This is a genomic window from Duncaniella sp. (assembly GCF_029054785.1).
GTDB lineage: Bacteria > Bacteroidota > Bacteroidia > Bacteroidales > Muribaculaceae > Duncaniella.
Window position 1 is genome coordinate 1 of record NZ_JAIDEN010000079.1, and the last position, 17,332, is coordinate 17,332.

At 53.9% G+C, this 17,332-nt stretch carries 14 protein-coding genes; 10 read left to right on the forward strand and 4 right to left on the reverse strand.

The window, feature by feature from the left end:
* Window positions 1-772 precede the first annotated feature (772 nt).
* From K2H17_RS04955 to gltX, 3 genes are all read right to left on the reverse strand, one after another.
* Complete coding sequence (locus K2H17_RS04955; protein WP_300132119.1) at window positions 773-910, reverse strand: hypothetical protein; 138 nt, start codon at window positions 908-910, stop codon at window positions 773-775.
* Window positions 911-983: 73 nt separating this feature from the next.
* Complete coding sequence (argC, locus tag K2H17_RS04960; RefSeq protein WP_300132121.1) at window positions 984-1,955, reverse strand: N-acetyl-gamma-glutamyl-phosphate reductase; 972 nt, start codon at window positions 1,953-1,955, stop codon at window positions 984-986.
* 40 nt (window positions 1,956-1,995) lie between these two features.
* Complete coding sequence (gltX, locus tag K2H17_RS04965; protein ID WP_300132146.1) at window positions 1,996-3,534, reverse strand: glutamate--tRNA ligase; 1,539 nt, start codon at window positions 3,532-3,534, stop codon at window positions 1,996-1,998.
* A 443-nt stretch (window positions 3,535-3,977) separates the two neighbouring features.
* Between gltX and K2H17_RS04970 the strand changes: the two genes are divergently transcribed.
* The 10 genes from K2H17_RS04970 (at window position 3,978) to K2H17_RS05020 (ending at window position 16,494) form a co-directional block, all read left to right on the forward strand.
* Window positions 3,978-4,613 carry a redox-sensing transcriptional repressor Rex gene (locus K2H17_RS04970; RefSeq protein WP_300132122.1) on the forward strand — a complete coding sequence of 212 codons (636 nt, stop codon included), beginning with the start codon at window positions 3,978-3,980 and terminating at the stop codon, window positions 4,611-4,613.
* Window positions 4,610-5,143, forward strand: coding sequence for a hypothetical protein (locus tag K2H17_RS04975; protein ID WP_300132124.1), 534 nt, complete (start codon window positions 4,610-4,612; stop codon window positions 5,141-5,143). The genes K2H17_RS04970 and K2H17_RS04975 overlap by 4 nt, the downstream gene beginning before the upstream one ends.
* Before the next feature lie 107 nt (window positions 5,144-5,250).
* Entirely contained in the window at window positions 5,251-6,903 is a 1,653-nt protein-coding gene (locus tag K2H17_RS04980; RefSeq protein ID WP_300132126.1) for a glycoside hydrolase family 43 protein, read from the forward strand.
* Window positions 6,904-6,957: 54 nt separating this feature from the next.
* Window positions 6,958-8,319, forward strand: a complete 1,362-nt coding sequence (locus K2H17_RS04985) for a DarT ssDNA thymidine ADP-ribosyltransferase family protein (protein WP_300132129.1) — start codon at window positions 6,958-6,960, stop codon at window positions 8,317-8,319.
* 3 nt (window positions 8,320-8,322) lie between these two features.
* Window positions 8,323-8,940, forward strand: a complete 618-nt coding sequence (locus tag K2H17_RS04990) for a DUF4433 domain-containing protein (RefSeq protein WP_300132132.1) — start codon at window positions 8,323-8,325, stop codon at window positions 8,938-8,940.
* Window positions 8,940-10,007: a macro domain-containing protein gene (locus tag K2H17_RS04995; protein ID WP_300132134.1), complete on the forward strand. Its 1,068-nt coding sequence runs from the start codon at window positions 8,940-8,942 to the stop codon at window positions 10,005-10,007. Before K2H17_RS04990 ends, K2H17_RS04995 begins: the two co-directional genes overlap by 1 nt.
* A gap of 236 nt (window positions 10,008-10,243) precedes the next feature.
* Window positions 10,244-12,118 carry a DUF349 domain-containing protein gene (locus K2H17_RS05000; protein WP_300132137.1) on the forward strand — a complete coding sequence of 625 codons (1,875 nt, stop codon included), beginning with the start codon at window positions 10,244-10,246 and terminating at the stop codon, window positions 12,116-12,118.
* Window positions 12,119-12,343: 225 nt separating this feature from the next.
* The gene (locus tag K2H17_RS05005; protein ID WP_300132139.1) at window positions 12,344-13,753 is read left to right on the forward strand and encodes an undecaprenyl-phosphate glucose phosphotransferase; all 1,410 of its coding nucleotides are present in this window, start codon (window positions 12,344-12,346) and stop codon (window positions 13,751-13,753) included.
* Window positions 13,754-13,792: 39 nt separating this feature from the next.
* Window positions 13,793-15,931: a DNA helicase RecQ gene (recQ, locus tag K2H17_RS05010; RefSeq protein ID WP_363319924.1), complete on the forward strand. Its 2,139-nt coding sequence runs from the start codon at window positions 13,793-13,795 to the stop codon at window positions 15,929-15,931.
* Window positions 15,928-16,494, forward strand: coding sequence for an NUDIX hydrolase (locus tag K2H17_RS05020; protein WP_300132142.1), 567 nt, complete (start codon window positions 15,928-15,930; stop codon window positions 16,492-16,494). Before recQ ends, K2H17_RS05020 begins: the two co-directional genes overlap by 4 nt.
* Window positions 16,495-16,650: 156 nt before the next feature.
* On the opposite strand, the gene K2H17_RS05025 is transcribed toward K2H17_RS05020, so the two are convergent.
* Complete coding sequence (locus K2H17_RS05025) at window positions 16,651-17,154, reverse strand: hypothetical protein (protein ID WP_300132144.1); 504 nt, start codon at window positions 17,152-17,154, stop codon at window positions 16,651-16,653.
* Window positions 17,155-17,332 lie beyond the last annotated feature (178 nt).

Below are 17,332 nucleotides of genomic sequence, written 5' to 3' on the forward strand. Positions count from 1 at the left end.
CTGCCTTCCGCGGCCTGGTCCCCTGCGTCCATGTGACCCGCCTTGGCGTGGCCTGGATTCTCCCCGCTGCTACGCAGCTTGCCTGGTACGCGAGGCTGGGGTGGTGGACGTGCCGTTGGCGTTACGTAGCTTGCCTGATTCGCGGGGGAGCAGGGGATTTTTTTCGGGGTGGTTCGTGTTATCGCACTAAAATAGGGGGTGGGCGGTTGTATCTTTGCGGTGTGAACAGGGTTTTATGAATATACTATCCGGTATTATTCTAAGTAACTCTTTAAAATTAAACGTAATATGTTTTTCCAAAGTAACCGCAGGAAGTATAAATTAATTTTCAAGAGTTACTTATAAAAACATTCCAAACGGTTCTATAAAATAGCTATGCTATTCCAGGCTATATTAATCTATTTATAAAAACGATCCGAACTGTTTTATAAAATATTCGATGCTATTCCAGGCGATATTAATTTTATAAAAACGTTCCAAACTGTTCTATAAAATATTCTATATTCTTCTATTCCATACGATTATAAATATAATTCATTCTGTTCTAAAATATAATATATGTGAGGGCGTTGTCGGATGCTCTTGAAAATCTTTTTTTAATTGTTGTTTTTGCTATGAAGAATCCTAATGCGATGTCTGCGGGGGTTGTGAAGGTGCAGCGCCCTGTGTCTGAAAAGTTTTATAAGGATATAAACCACCGGGTTTGTATGGCTTGTGTCTGTCACGGTGATCCTGAGCGGCTGATCCGACAGTGTATGCTTATGATCGATGCTTATATGGAGCGCGGGCAGGTGCCTGTGAAGGCCTGCGGGATTGATGTGATGATGGTTTTCGCTTTGCTGCAACCTGAGATCGACAGGGCTATGGCGCGTTCGAAGCGGGCGCGTGAGTCTGCGGCGCGCCGCCGCAAAGAAAAAGCGGCTGCCGAGGGGCAGCCGCAGGGTTGTGATGTCGTGTCGGGTCGTGGAGACCGCGGTGTGATGTCAATAGCCGGTGGCCTTCATGGTGAGGCCTGTGGTCTCCTGAAGTCCGAAGAGGAGGTTCATGGTGTGGACGGCGTTGCCGGCTCCGCCTTTGAGCAGGTTGTCGATGACGGCTGTGACGAGCAGCTTGCCGTCGATCTTGTCAAGGTGGATGATGCACTTGTTGGTGTTGACGACGTCCTTCAGGTCGGGGATCTTCGAGGTGATGAAGGTGAAGTTGTGGTCCGAGAAGTAGTCGCTGTATAGCTTGATGATCTCCGGCAGATCAAGGGCGCAGTCGATGTAGCTGACGGCCATGATGCCGCGGGAGAATGAGCCTCTCATCGGGAGGATGTGGATCTTCGAGTTGAAGCTCTGCTGCATGGCTTTGAGCACCTGGATGATTTCCGGGGTCTGCGGATGGGCGAAGGGCCGGTAGACCACCATGTTGTCGTTGCGCCAGGCGTAGTGGGTGGTCGGGCGGCGTTCGGCTCCTTCGCTTGTGGCGCCGGTGACGATGGTTGTGTGGATGTCGGAGTTGAGCAGCAGGTTTTTGGCCAGAGGTATGAGCGAGAGTTCCACTGCCATTGCCAGGCAGCCGGGGTTGGCCACGTGTCTGGCGCCGCGCACCATCGGTTTGCGGTTGAGTTCCGAGAGTCCGTAGACGAAGTCATGGGTGCCGTCCTCGATGCGGTGGTCGCGGGCGAGGTCGATGATCTTGAGGTCTTCCGGGATGGTGTGGGTCTCGATGAACTCGCGGGTCTTGCCTGCGGGGCGGCAGCAGAAGAGGACGTCAATGTTCTTAAGGTCGATCGTGCTTGAGAAGTTCATGTCGATCTCGCCGTGGAGTCCCTGGTGGACGTCGACGATGCGCTGTCCGGCCACGGTTCGCGAGTGGACCCATTTGAGTTCTACGTCGGGGTGGTTGAGGAGAATTCTGACCAACTCTCCGGCGGCATAGCCCGAACCGCCGATGATTCCTACGCGTATCATGTGATTTGTTTTCTGTCTGTATTTTTTGTTGAGAAGAGTTTTAGGCTTCGGGTAGTCTGATGGCTTCGATGCCTCGGTTGATTCGACGGATGGTCTCTTCGCGGCCGAGGAGTTCGGTGATGTCGAAGATGTGGGGACCCTTGCATTCGCCGACGAGGGTCAGGCGGAAGGCGTTCATGACGTTGCCGAGGTGATAGCCTTTCGAGGCCACCCATTCGAGCACCGGAGGTTCGGCTGCGGCAGAGCTGAAGTCGGGGAGTTCGCGCAGCTGTCCGATGAGTTCGGCGAGCACCTGCGGGGTGTCTTCCTTCCAGCGCTTCTTGATGTCCTTTTCGGAGTAGGTCTCAGGAGCCTTGAAGAAGAAGCGGGCCTGGTCCCAGAGCTCGGCCACGAAGTTGACGCGACCTTTGACGAGGCTGATGACGCGGGTGATGTATTCGTCGCCGAAGTCGTCGGGGTTCACGCCGTTGGCCTCAAGGACGGGGCGGAAAAGGCGGCAGAGTTCGGCGTCGGGAGTGGCCTGGATGTATTCGTGGTTGAACCAGCGGCCCTTGTCGAAGGCGAATTTCGCGCCTGAGCGGGAGCAGTGGTCAAAGGAGAATTTGCTGATCAGCTCTTCCATCGACATGATTTCGGTGTCGTCGCCGGGGTTCCATCCGAGCAGGGCGAGGAAGTTGATGACGGCTTCGGGGAGATAGCCCGATTCGCGGTAGCCCGACGAGATGGCTCCGGTCTTGGGGTCGTGCCATTCGAGGGGGAAGACGGGGAAGCCGAGGCGGTCGCCGTCGCGCTTGGAGAGCTTGCCTTTGCCGTCGGGTTTGAGCAGCAGGGGCAGGTGGACGAAGTCGGGGCGGGTGTCGGCCCATCCGAAGGCTTCGTAGAGAAGCACGTGGAGAGGAGCTGAGGGGAGCCATTCCTCGCCGCGGATCACGTGGGAGACTTCCATCAGGTGGTCGTCGACGATGTTGGCCAGATGGTAGGTGGGCAGGTCGTCTGCGCTCTTGTAGAGCACCTTGTCATCGAGGATGGATGAGTTGATGGTCACCTTTCCGCGGAGAAGGTCGTTGACTTCCACGTCGCGTCCCGGTTCGATGAGAAAGCGGACCACGTAGGGGGTGCCGCCGTCGATCAGGCTTTTCACTTCTTCGGCGGGAAGGGACAGAGAGTTGCGCATTGACATGCGGGTTGATGCGTCGTACTGGAAGTTGGGAGTAGCGGCGCGGGCAGCTTCGAGTTCCTCAGGGGTGTCGAAGGCTATGTAGGCCTTACCGTCGTCGAGGAGCTGGCGGACATAGCGGCGGTAGATGTCGCGGCGTTCGCTCTGCTTGTAGGGGCCGAAGTTGCCCCCTTCGCGGACGCCCTCGTCGATCTTGATGCCGAGCCAGGCCAGTGATTCGTTGATGTAGTCCTCGGCGCCGGGCACGAAACGGTTCGAGTCGGTGTCTTCGATGCGGAGGATCATGTCGCCGCCGTGGCGGCGGGCAAAAAGGTAGTTGTAAAGGGCGGTGCGGACGCCGCCGATATGAAGAGGCCCGGTGGGGGAGGGGGCGAATCTCACTCTAACTTTGCGGTCCATAATTGACTGTGTTTATTCAAGGGGCAAATTTACGAAAAATGTGTTTGAGAGCCAAATCAGTCGCTCCTTAAGAGGTTGTTTAAAAACAAGAGATAAAATCTGAGTGGTGTATCTTTTAGATAAATTGTTGTAAATGAGGAAGGAGCATAGCGAGCTATGTGACTGATGAATTTCAACAATTTAGCAAAAGAGACACCAAGGCTCAGGTAACTTTAACTATTGAAACATGAAATTATTAAAAGGAAAAAATATAATACCGTCGCTCAGATTTTAACTATTGTTTTTAAACAACCTCTTATTTTGATAATAGGTGGAAATGTTGTACTTTTGTCCCTGATGGGTCAACCAAGTGTTTTTTTTGAAGGGTCAGTGAGGAGATTGGTGCCAGGATGGACCATCTGTCATTGCACTCGAATTGTCATCCTAATAAAAACCGCCTCTAAATTATGCAGAGCAACGCACAATATGTTCCGGAACCTGCCATTTCGCGCCTTCCCTGGTATCTGGCCTGCGTGTCGCGCCTGAGGGCGCAGGGGGTTGAGTATGTCTCGACCACTGCGATCTCTCAGGAGCTGAATGTCGAGTCGTCGCAGATTGCCAAGGATCTTTCCTATCTCAACATCAAGGGAAAGACCCGCATAGGCTATGAAGTCAGCGAACTGGAGCGCGGTCTCTATGACTTTCTCGGATTCCGGCGCGAGCACAAGGCGGTGATGATGGGAGTCGGCAGTCTCGGCTCGGCCCTGATCGCAGACTCCGGTCTGTCGCGCTACGGGCTTGACATCGTGGCCGGTTTCGACGTGAATCCCGCCGTTGTCGGCAAGACGCTCGACGGAAAGCCGATCTATCCGCTGTCGGAACTCAGGCAGCGTGTGGACGAGTTAGGGGCCGAGATCGCCGTGATCGCCGTGCCTGTCGAGAGCTGTGCGGAGGTGGCCGAGATGTGTGTGGCCGCCGGAATAAAGGCCCTTTGGAACTTCACGCCTTTCCGCATACGCACCGCCCCTGACGTGGTGGTGCAGAACACTTCGATCTATGCCCATCTGGCAGTGATGTACAACAGAATGCCCAAACAGTCATGAAGATAATACGTGTCATAGCCACTGCCCCGGTGTTGCAGCTCGATTTCATCCCCGACTCCACTCTCGTGTTGCAGGGACGTCCGCTTTTCATGCCTGAGGAGGGTGAAGGCTGGCAGGCCGAGATCTGTGTGGCTGCGAAGATCAGCCGTCTCGGCAAGAATATCTCCGGAAAGTTCGCCTCGCGCTATTATGACGGCATCAGCTGCGCCATGCGGCTCGTGTTGCTCTCGGCGCCCGAACTGGCTTCGGTTGTGGCCGGAATGGATTCAAGCCTGGTCTGCGGAGAGTGGATCGAAGCCTCGAAGGGGGCGGATCCGATCGCGGTCTCAGCCGACGGTGTCGAGGTGAGGCTTGCGCCGCAGGCTTCACGCATCGAGGAGGCCATCAGCCTGATCAGCCGCTACACGACGCTGAAGATCGGCGACGTGATCCTGCTTCCGGCTGCTGACACGATGATCCCCCTGAGTGCGCCGGGCCGTGTCGAGCTGAAGATCGACGGCAGGACTGTGCTCAGTCAGAAACTTGTATGAGGACCATGCGGGGCGGCTTCGGCTGACCTCAGGCTGCTCAATCTACTAAAAAAATCCTCCAAAATCCCACCCTCTTAATCAAGAATCTTCTTAAACCTTGACCTCTCATGAAGACATTCCTATCCAGAACAGCAGTGGTTTTACTGGCAAGTGCGGCTGTTGTCGCCTGCAACGATGAGCGTGAGGCTCCCGTGGCCGTGTTCAGTGATTTCTCATACAATGTGACCTTGCCAGAGGGAGGCGAGGTGGCCTCTCCCGACTGGGCGCCGCTGCTCCCCGGCTGCTATCCCGATCCGTCGGTGGTGAGGGTCGACGATGACTACTACATGGTCAACTCCTCCTTCGCCTTCTTTCCGGGAGTGCCTGTCTGGCACAGCACCGACCTGCGCAACTGGGAGCGGCTGGGCTATGTGCTCAACCGCCGCGAGCAGCTCGATCTGCCCGACAGCCTGAGGATTTCCGGCGGTATCTATGCTCCTGACATCTCATATAACCCGCAGAACAGGACTTTCTACATGATCACGACTCTCGTCGACAACGGCGGGACATTCTACGTGACCACTCAGGACCCGAAGCAGGGCGAGTGGAGCGATCCGGTGTGGCTTCCGGAGGTAGGCGGGATTGATCCGAGCATTCTCTTTGACCGTGACGGCAAAGCCTACATAGTCAACAACGATTCGCCTGCTGGCGAAGCTCTCTATGAGGGCCACAGAGCCATCCATATCCATGATTTCGACTGGCAGGCGGGACGTGTGACCGGAGAGTCGCAGGTGATTGTCGACGGCGGAGTCAACATAGAGGAAAAACCGGTGTGGATCGAAGGTCCCCATCTTTATAATATAGACGGGAAGTATTATCTGATGTGTGCCGAGGGTGGCACCGGGCCTGACCACCGCGAAGTGATCTTTGAGTCAGACAGCCCGAAAGGACCTTTCCGCCCCTGCCGCATCAACCCGATCCTGACGCAGAAGGATCTCGATCCGGCGCGTCCCGACGCTGTCACCTGCACGGGCCATGCCGATCTGGTCGAGGACAAGAATGGGAAATGGTGGGCCGTGTATCTCGGAGTGCGTCCGTACAGTGCCGACGGCCATGACATAATGGGGCGCGAGACCTTTATCCATCCTGTCAGCTGGAAAAAGGGCCAGCCCGTCATAACCGAACCCGGCGAAGTGCTTGCCGGGCGTCCGCAGAAAGAATTCGAGTCGGAACTGTGGGCCGACGGCGCGTTGTCGCCCGTGGCTTTCTTTATACGCAACCCGCAGAGCGCGTTCTACGGGCTTAATGAAGACGGCAACCTCAACCTCGTGGCCTCCGAAGTGGCTCTGGCCGACCGCAAATCGCCGTCGGCCATCGGCATGTGGGCCACGGAAAGTGCCTTTGAGGTGAGCGTGAGCCTTGATGATTTCACGCCGGAATCGTCGGCTGACATAGCGGGACTACTGCTCTTCCAGGATGACGAGTGCAACATTGTCTTCGGCAAGACCATGAACAGCTACGGAGATGTGGTGGTCCGCGTGATAGGCCGCAGCAAGAACGGCTCACGCGAGGAGTTCGAGGCACAGCTCTCGGATCTGTCGGCCTCTCTGCGCCTGAAGATCACAGCCGACGGCAAGGGGAGCTACACCTTTGCCTTCGCCGAGGACGACGGTGACTACACCCTGATGGACCGCAGCCTCCCCGCCTCGCTTCTGAGCACCCGCACCGCCGGCAACTTCACCGGCACGATGATCGGCCTCTACGCCTCCTCGGCAGAGTGACAGCCGGAGTGCGGACCGTCAGCTTAAACATCCAGGCAGAAAATAAAAAATATTATGGCAATACCGCATAAGCATAAAGGCAGATATATTTTCCATTTTACGGATATTCGCAATCTTGATTCGATAATCAAGAACGGATTGTTATGCACCAATCTGAAGAATGAGAAAGAAATCAAGCATAAGAATATTGCCAATCAACGCATTCAGGAGCGCAGAGCGCGGATGGATGTGCCTGTGGGGCCTGGTGGTAAGGTACATGACTATGTGCCGTTCTACTTTTCATCGATCAATCCGATGCTACTTTCAAAACTGATTCAGAAGAATGTCGACCAGCCAGGTATAATCTATTTCTGTGTCAGTATAGACAGGCTTGAAAAAGAAGACGCTGTTTTTACGGATGCTTCGGCAAACACTGCCGAGGCTCCGGAGTTTTTCGATGACACCTCTGATCTTGACGAACTTGACTGGGAAATAATAGACAGTAAGAGTTGGAAACAAGATTCGGAAGAGGATAAACATAAGAAGATGGCGGAGGCGCTCATTGCTTCAAGAGTCGATATCAGTGAGATCAGCCACATAGTCGTTTATAATGAGCATGTGAAAAAGTCTGTGCAGAAGATTTTTGATGATAATGGCGTAAAGGCACCAAAGATCCTTTTTGACGGATATTTTCCATTGGAAAGATATAAATTCTATTACACGAAATTTTTTTTCGGAGACCGAAAGAACGAGACTCTTGTAACCGGGCCTGAGTTCCTCAAAAACAGTTACGAAACTACGCTGAAAAAGATAAAGAAAAAAAGGTCCGGAGGGCGGGGCATGTATCGGTTCGAGACGATTTCCGATCTGATTGCCGCGATTGAAGAGGATTTTTCGGTTTTACCTGAACTAAAGGGCATAATCGGCCTTTATCAGGATTATTCTCCGCATGATGATTTTTTGGAAGATCATACGAAAAAAGTTGTCAGAGCAATGAAGTCTACGGGGTATTATAAAAAGGCTTCCGAGACAAAGAAATCATTGCTTGTGCTTGCGGCTTATCTGCATGACATAGGGAAAGGTCCGAAGAAAAGATGGGACAATGGGAAAATGCCCCGGCCTTATACCGATCATCCGGCCGATGCCGCGGAGATGCTGGTGCGGATTCTGTCAGAGGAAGTCAGGAATTTGACTGATGAGGATGTCCGGGAAATCTGTATGCTTGTGATTTACCATGATATCATAGGCGATTGTCTTGGGAAAGGCCGTGATAAGGAACAGCTCGCCGGTATAGTGACCGGTGAGGATGACTTTGAAATGCTCTGTGCCATCGCACTTGCCGACACATCGGCGATCGGTGATTTATGGGCCACACAGATCGAATTGAACAAAGCGGCTCTGAAGGAAGAAGTCATGGACCTTAAACGACTCTCGTAAATTATGGGAAAGATATTGAAATACGCTTTTCGCATCACTCATATTGACAATATTCCTCATATTCTGAAGTTTGGGCTTTTACTGGCTGATTCTTCAATGCGTGATGAAAAATTTGTCAGTATCGGAGATCCGCAGGTGATAAATATTCGAAAAATGCTGATGGTCGGAGGGAAGAATCTCCGTGATTATGTCCCGTTTTATTTAGGTCCCCGCACTCCGATGCTCTATGTTATCCAGCACGGTTATAATGGAGTCCGGAGGCAGGATCCTGCCGGAATCGTCTATTGTGTATTGCGTCTTGCAGACCTTATCAGAGACAAGGTGGATTGTTTTTTTACTGATGGTCATGCTCTGAGTGCTCTTACAAAGATTTATGAGAAAGACCGTCTGCCGGAGATCTGCCAGATAATAAATTATGACGACGTGTATGTTTCCCAATGGAACAATGACTCGGATATTGATCTGAAGCGTAGAAAGGAAGCGGAATTGCTGATAAAGGGAGATGTTCCGCCTGACTATATCAGAGGCTATATCGTTTATAATGATGATGCCAAAGAGAAACTGAAGTCATTTGGAATTGCGGAAAAACTGATTGTCGTGGCCCCTAATTATTATTTTTGATGATACATTACGTAAAAGGAAATCTGTTGGAAAGTGAGGCTGATGCCTTGGTCAATACTGTCAATACTGTCGGAGTGATGGGAAAAGGCATTGCTTTGCAGTTTCGGGAAGCGTTTCCGGAAAACTACCGCATCTACCGTAAGGTCTGTCAGAACAAGGAACTTCATGTCGGCGAGATGCTTGTGACAGAGGAGGGAACCTTGATGCAGGGCGTTAAGACGATCGTAAATTTTCCGACAAAAACTCATTGGCGTTATCCATCGGAGTATTCTTATATAGATCTGGGACTCAAAGCTCTTCGCCGGGAAATAGAGGTCCGTGGGATACGTTCGATTGCAATTCCGCCGTTAGGTTCACACAACGGCGGTTTGGACTGGCTTCAAGTAAAGCAGATGATAGAAAGATCACTGGCTGATGTCGATTGTGAAATCTATCTCTATGAGCCGACAGAGGCGATTATTGAAAGGATGAAGTCAGAGCGCGTGAAACTCACTCCGGCCAGAGCTATGCTGCTGATGATGATTGCCGACATGAACAGATACGGCGAATTCGCTTCTGTTTTTGCTGTTGAGAAGCTGGTTTATTTTATGCAGCGTTTCGGGGGTAAGAGCTTTTTCAGAATTGATTTCAAACCCTATATATACGGGCCTTACTCAGGCGGGAAAGTGGCTCATGTACTGTATCACATGAATGGAAGTTATGTGAAAGGGATGGGCGGGATGCAGAGCCGTCCGTTCGATTATATCTGGCTGACTGATGATGCGGAGAAAGAGGCCTCCAGATTCATTGAAGATTATAAAGATGACAGTCTGAAGAATATATGTCAAAGGACAATGGCGTTTTTGCGCAGCTATTATTCAAACTATTCTTTGGAACTGTTGTCAACGGTTGATTACATCTTGCAGAATATACCGGCTCTTAAAGACTGGAAAACCGATGATGAGGATATGGTTGTCGGTCTTATCGGTCAGGAGATCTGCCGCTGGAGTTCCAGAAAAGAATCATTGTTTAATCAGGAATTTCAGAAAAAGGCTTTCTGTTATCTGAAAGAGTCGGAACTGAAATGATCCGGACCGTGGAAACGGATTTGCGGGGTGCGGGGGATAAAAAATTGAGTTTTTTTGGAAAAAAGTTACGATTTTAGAAAATAATCAGTAAATTAGCACACTCAACCGATTCCGATGCTCCAAGGGGCGTTTGAATCAGCACATTAAATCTTTGTACCAATCCTTCTCGCGTCGGTCCGGCGGCTGCGGTCGCCAATGAGGGCTCGCGAGCTTACTTCACATTAACCCAACCCGTTATGGAACTGCGTGACACTTCAATGTCCGGCGAGACATTGAACCAGCCCCTGAATGAAGGCGCCGCTAATGAGGCTGCCGAATCCGTGAATATTTCCGAGTCAACAACAGCCGAAGGCCCTGTGGCTGAAGAGACGGTCGTTTCTGCCGAGTCAGAGAGCGCTGCCGCCTGCGAACCGGTGACAAAAGAGAGCCTTGTCGAGGCTCTGAGACTGCTGTCGGAAAAGGAGGCCGCCGAGATCGCGGCTGACGAGGTGGCTCGCCTCAAACAGCAGTTCTATGCGATCCGCAACGAGGAGCAGCGCCGTCAGCGCGAGGCTTTCGTCGAGGCCGGCAACCAGGCGGAGGCTTTTGAGCCTCAGGCCGATCCGGCGGAAGAGAGTTTCAAGGCTCTCCTTGCGACTGTCAAGGAGAAGAAGGCCCAGCAGCGCGCTGCCATCGAGGCTCTTCAGCAGGAAAATTATGACCGCAAGAAGGCGATCGTCGACAAGATCATCGAAATGGGTGCGGATGTCGACAACGCCAACCGCTTCTTCCAGCAGGTGCGCGATCTCCAGACCGAATTCAAGGAGATCGGCGAGGTGCCTGCTCCGCTTTCAGGCGATCTCTGGAAGAGCTATCAGGATGCGGTGGAAAAATATTATGACCAGCTTAAGATCAACAAGGAGCTGCGCGACTATGATTTCAAGAAAAATCTCAGCGAGAAGGAGGCTCTCGTGGCCGAGGCTGAGAAACTTTGCGGCGAAGAGGATGTGATCGCGGCTTTCCGCCGTCTTCAGACTCTTCATGACCAGTGGCGCAACATCGGTCCTGTGCCGAAGGAGGTGCGCGAGGAGATCTGGGGCCGTTTCAAGGATTTTTCGGCAGACATCAACAAGCGTTATCAGAGCTTCTTCGAGGAGCGCAAGGCCCGCGAGCGCGAGAACGAGGAGGCCAAGGAGGCCATCTGCCAGCGTGTCGAGGCTTTCGAGATCGACAAACTGTCGACTTTCGCCGCATGGGACGAGATGACCAAGAAGATCATCGAGGCTCAGGAGGAGTGGAAGAAGATCGGTTTCGCTTCGCGCAAGTCGAACAATCTGCTCTTCGCCCGTTTCCGCGAGAGCTGCGACAAGTTCTTTGCGGCAAAGGCTGAGTTTTTCCGCACAATGAAGGATTCGCTGTCGAAGAATCTCGAACGCAAGATCGCTCTTTGCGAGCGTGCCGAGGCGCTGAAAGACAGCACCGAATGGCGCAAGGCGGCCGATGAGTTCGTCGAGATGCAGAAGGAGTGGAAGACGATCGGCGCTGTCGCCAAGAAGCATTCCGATCAGGTCTGGCGCCGCTTCCTCGCAGCCTGCGACTATTTCTTCGAACAGAAAAAGAAGAACACTTCGGGCACACGCCGCACCGAGCGCGCCAATCTCGAACAGAAGAACGAGATCATCGAGAAGCTCAAGGCGCTCGATCCGGAGGCTCTCGGACGCGAGGCGGCTGTCAAGGCTGTCAAGGATCTTCAGGCCGAATGGCAGAGCGTGGGCCACGTGCCTTTCAGCGAGAAAGATGCTGTCTATGAGGCTTATCGCGGAGTGGTCAACGAACTGTATCAGAAACTCGACCTGTCGCAGCGCGGCTCGCGCATGGCTTCGTTTGAGAACAGTCTCAAGGAGATCGGCAATGACGAAAACCGTCTCTACCGCGAGCGCGAACGCCTGATGCGTGCCTATGAGCAGCGCAAGGGTGAGTTGCAGACATACGAAAACAATATGGGTTTCCTGTCGGCCAAGTCGAAGAACGCCAGCTCGATGCTGCGTGACATGGAGCGCCGTGTGCAGCGTCTGAAGGACGATCTTGCGGATCTTGAACAGAAGATCCGTGTGATCGACAGCAAACTCTGATCATAAAGGAATTCTTTTGTAGGGACGCGTTCCGGAGCTGCCGCACTTCGTAGGAGGATGTCTTTTTACGGTGCGGACGCTTTGAAAGGCGTCCCTGCGATGGTTTGATATTTGTAATATATGTGTTGCGATGCGGGGCCTGTCTGTATGGCTCTCCGTCGTGTAGAATATGATGAAAAGAGCCTCCAGGGTCTGTTATGAGTGTGTTGGAGGATATGAAAAGGAATGTTTGATTCGGAACCGAAAATCGGCAGGCCGGTAGGCCGATACAACCGTTACTACCGCAAGATTCTCGTCACGGTTGACTTCGTTATTCTCAACGCGGTCTTTTTCGGCGTGACCATGATGAATCCGGAAGTCACGGAACTTCACGGACGGCTTGTCTGGCTGCTGCTGAACCTGTCATACGTGCCTGTGGCGCGCTATCAGGGGCGCATCCATAAGATCAGGGCCTTGCAGATGGACCGCCTTCTGCTGCTGACGCTCCAGGGAGTGATCTGCCAGGCGCTGCTTTTCATATTTCTGTCCTATCTGATGGGGCAGCCTCCTCTTCCGCTGGTGGTTTTCTCGGAACTTTACGGCGCGTTCGCACCGCTGCTGATGCTGTGGTGGGGGAGCGCACATTATCTGCTTAAATCTTACCGCAGGAGCGGGAAGAGTTTCAGCCGTATAGTGATTGTCGGGTGCCGTCAGACTGCCGAGAGGCTGATGACTGAAATGAGGATGGATCCGGGTTTCGGTTATAGCTGCCAGGGCTTTTTCGATATATACTGTCCGCCGGATTTCAGGTATAAGAATCTCTATGCCGGAGATCTCTCGGATCTGGAGGAGTTTGTGGTCCGCGAGGCTACGGACGAGATTTTCTATACGATCTCAGGGGAGAACAGCGAGGCTGTCCAGCTGGTGACGGCTCTGTGTGAGAAGCACATGATCAAGTTTCATTACGTCCCTCAGATCTCGCCTTATCTGACGCGCCGTTTCCGGCTCGACTCCATCGGGCAGATGCCTGTGCTTGAGGTGCGCAACAATCCTCTTGAGCGGGGAGCCAACCGGGTGATGAAACGGGCTTTCGACATTGTTTTTTCAGGCGTTTTCCTGCTTTTCTCTCCTCTGGTGTTCATTCCGGTGGCGATTGCGGTGAAGCTGAGTTCGCCGGGACCGGTCTTTTTCAAGCAGATCCGCACGGGCTACCGCGGTAAGGATTTTCTCTGCTGGAAGTTCCGGACGATGCACGTCAACAAGGATGCCGATACGGTGCAGGCGACTAAGAACGATCCGCGCAAGACGCGTCTTGGGGAGTTTCTGCGCCGCACGAGCATCGACGAGCTGCCTCAGTTCATCAATGTGTTCAAGGGTGATATGTCAGTTGTCGGGCCGCGTCCCCACATGCTGAAGCACACGGAGGACTACCGGCGCCTGATCGGGCAGTATATGGTGCGCCATCTGATCAAGCCCGGCATCACCGGCTGGGCGCAGGTGCGCGGCTTCCGCGGGCAGACCGAGGAGCTGTGGCAGATGGAGAAGAGAGTGGAGAATGATATATGGTACATCGAGCACTGGACTTTCATGCTTGACGTGAAAATCATTGTGCGCACGATAATCAATGCCTTCCGCGGAGAGGAGGGCGCGTTCTGACCTGGCCGGGTGTGAAAGGCCGGGTCCTTTTGTCTAATGATGAACAGAGAAGAAATTCAGGACAGGGCTGTGGCTCTGTTGCGAAGATTTTACGGTTATAACAGTTTCCGTCCGTTGCAGCTGGAGATCATCACTTCGGCTGTGGAGGGGCGCGACAGTGTGGTGCTTATGCCTACGGGCGGCGGAAAGTCGGTCTGCTATCAGATTCCGGCTCTGATGTCGGAGGGCGGGATCACGATTGTCGTGTCGCCGCTGATCGCGCTGATGAAGGATCAGGTCGCGGCGCTGGCTTCAAACGGGATTCCGGCGGCTGCGGTCAATTCGATGCAGACCGACGAGGAGAACCGCCACATTCTGGAGCAGCTTTTCAGCGGGAGGATCAAGATACTTTACATCTCTCCGGAACGTCTGCTGATGGAGATCGACCGCTGGTCGAGAGATCTGCCTGTGGGGCTGATCGCTATCGACGAGGCTCACTGCATCTCGCAGTGGGGCCATGATTTCCGCCCGGACTATACGCGGCTGTCGCGGATCAAGGAGCTTTTTCCGCATGTGCCGGTGATGGCGCTGACGGCTACGGCTGACCGCCTGACGCGTGACGATATCGCTTCCCAGCTGCGGCTCAACGATCCGCAGCTGTTTCTTGGGTCGTTTGACAGGCCGAATATCTCGCTGCGTGTCATCAACAAGTCGGGAAAGAAGGAGCGTGTGCGCTATATCTCGGCGCTTATCGAGCGCTACCGCTATGATGCGGGGATTGTCTATTGCATCAGCCGCAAGGCTGCGGAGTCGATGAACGAGGCTCTGCGCGGGCTTGGCTACCGTTCGGTTGTCTACCATGCGGGTCTGCCGACTGAGGAGCGCAACAGGGCGCAGGACAAGTTTATCAACGGCGAGGTGCAGGTTGTCTGCGCTACGGTCGCTTTCGGCATGGGCATAGACAAGAGCAATATCCGCTGGGTTGTCCACAACAATATGCCCGGAAGCCTTGAGAGTTACTATCAGGAGATCGGACGCGCGGGGCGCGACGGGGTGAAGGCTGAGGCTGTGATGTTCTATTCCTATTCTGATATTATCACCCATCAGTCGTTTGTTGAGGAGAGCGGGCAGCAGAGCGTCAATGCCGAGAAGCTGAAGCGTATGCGTGAGTATGCTGAGGCTTCGTTGTGTCGCCGGCGCATTCTTCTGAGCTATTTCAATGAGACGATCGACCATGACTGCGGCAATTGTGATGTCTGTCTGAATCCTCCGGAGAGGATGGACGGGACTGTCATTGCCCAGAAGGCGATGAGCGCTATTATCCGCACAGAGGGGCAGACGGGTTTTTCGATGCTGATTGATGTTCTTCGCGGTGCGGCGCGTCAGGATCTGATGCAGCGCGGTTTCCACCTTATAAAGACTTATGGGGCGGGGCGCGATCTGTCATATTCGGAGTGGAACTGCTATCTTTCGCAGCTGATTCAGCTTGGGCTGGTGGATATAGCCTATAACGAGGGCAATCATCTGAAGGTGACGGCCTACGGGGCTGAGGTGCTGCGCGAACGGCGTGAGGTCACTCTGGCCCGCTATAAGGAGCCTGAACGCGGCAAGCCTGCGCGCAGGCGTGTCGAGGAGGCCGAGCCTGAACTCAAGCCGGCTGAGCGTCTGCTTGCCGAGCTGAAGGAGGTCAGACAGAAACTTGCGCGGAAGGAGCAGGTGCCTCCCTATATCGTGCTGTCGGACAAGGTGCTGCTTGAGCTTGTGCGCCTGGAGCCGACTGATATGGAGGCTTTTTCGAAGGTTGAGGGTATCGGCGAGAAGAAGACTGTCAGATACTGGAAGCCTTTTGTGACTGCGATCCGGAAGTTCAAGGGGATTGCAGAGCCGCTGGGCACGGGGCTTTCTTTCGAGGAGACTCTGCTGCTGCTGAACGCGGGCTATGACGTTGCGGGAATCGCGGCTACGAAGGGGATCAAGGAGCGGACGGTCTACGGTCATATCGTGAGCCTGATCCGCGAGGATAAGCTTTCGGATTTTTCGTCGGTGATCACCCGCGAGCAGTATCTGAGGGTGATGGCTGTGGCGAAGGAGAATCCGGAGGAGATGTATACGATTCTTGCCGGCGAGATGCCTCTCGGACTTCCGGGGGTGGCGCTGGCTATCAGTGATTATTTATTAAGACGAAAGGATAAATCATGAATTCCGATAAGGATGATGCTATGAAGTGGGAGACGGTTGGGAGCGAGTATCTCTTCCGGCGTCCGTGGCTTACGGTGAGACGCGATACGGTGCGTCTGCCGAACGGGGTTGTGCATCCCGAATATTATGTGCTTGAATATCCGACGTGGGTCAATGTGATCGCTCTGACTCCGGAGGGTAAGTTTGTGATGGTGAAGCAGTATCGCCACGGTCTTGGGATTGTGGCGACGGAGCTTTGCGCCGGTGTTGCCGAGGCTGGTGAGGAGCCTCTGGAGGCTGCCAGAAGGGAGCTGATGGAGGAGACCGGTTTCGGTGGCGGGGAGTGGGAGCTGCTGACGGTGCTGTGTGCCAATCCGGGGAGTCAGAATAATCTGAGTTACAGTTTTGTTGCCCGCGGTGTTGTCAGGATGGATTCGCAGCATCTGGATGAGACTGAGGATATCAAGGTGGAGATCCTTGATGAGTCTGAGGTCCGGGAGATGCTTGCTGGTGATGTGCTGAAGCAGGCGCTGATGGCTGCTCCTCTCTGGAAGTTTTTTGCGATGAAGGACGGAAAGGGCTGAATCGCTTTTCCTTCTGATAATTTTTTAGCCCGGCGTGATTGCCGGGCTTTTGCTTTTTTTGGGGGGTGGGAGAGCTGGGAGTTCTGGGAGTTCTGGGAGAGGTGGGAGTTCTGAGAGAACTGGGAATTTTGGGAGTTCTGGGTGAGGTGGCTGTCGTCAGTGGGTGATTACGCGGTATTCGGTGGGGCCTCCGGAGCTGACGTGGTAGCGACGGAGGGCGTAGCCGCGGTCGGCGGCGGGGCCGCTGAGTGGGTTGCCGTGGGTGGCGCCGTAGATGTCGAAGGTGCTTCCGCATTGGGGACAGCGTGCGCTGGTTGCTCCTGCGGGGATTTCGATGCGGGTGGTGGGGCGGGCTTCGACGGGACAGGCGAGGTCGTAGACGTGGAGCTCGCCGAGGACGTCGGTGGCGAGGAGGAGGCCGCCGAAGCCTGTGCGGTCGAGGCTGGTGTAGGGGAAGTCGGCGGGGATGCGTTCGGTGCGGGTGAAGATGTAGCGGCGCGAGTCGGCGGCGTCTCCTTTTACGCCGTAGATGTTCCAGTCGCCTACGGTCGGGAAGGTGAGGCGGACTTCGGCGTAGGGGATGCGGTCGTCGTCAACGGATTCGCATGAGGTGAGGAGCAGGAGGCTCAGGAGGAGGCTGAGAAGAGATGGCTTGGTCATTGGGCTTTGGCTGTCTTTTCCGCATTAAAGGTTTCTTTTCCGCATTAAAGGATTCTTTTCCGCATTAAAATGCGACAAAAAAGGATTCTTTTCCGCATTAAAATGCGGACACTGGGGACAAAAAGGTTTCTGTCGGGGGTCTTCGCTTCTGTCGGGGGTCTTCGCTTCTGACGGGGGT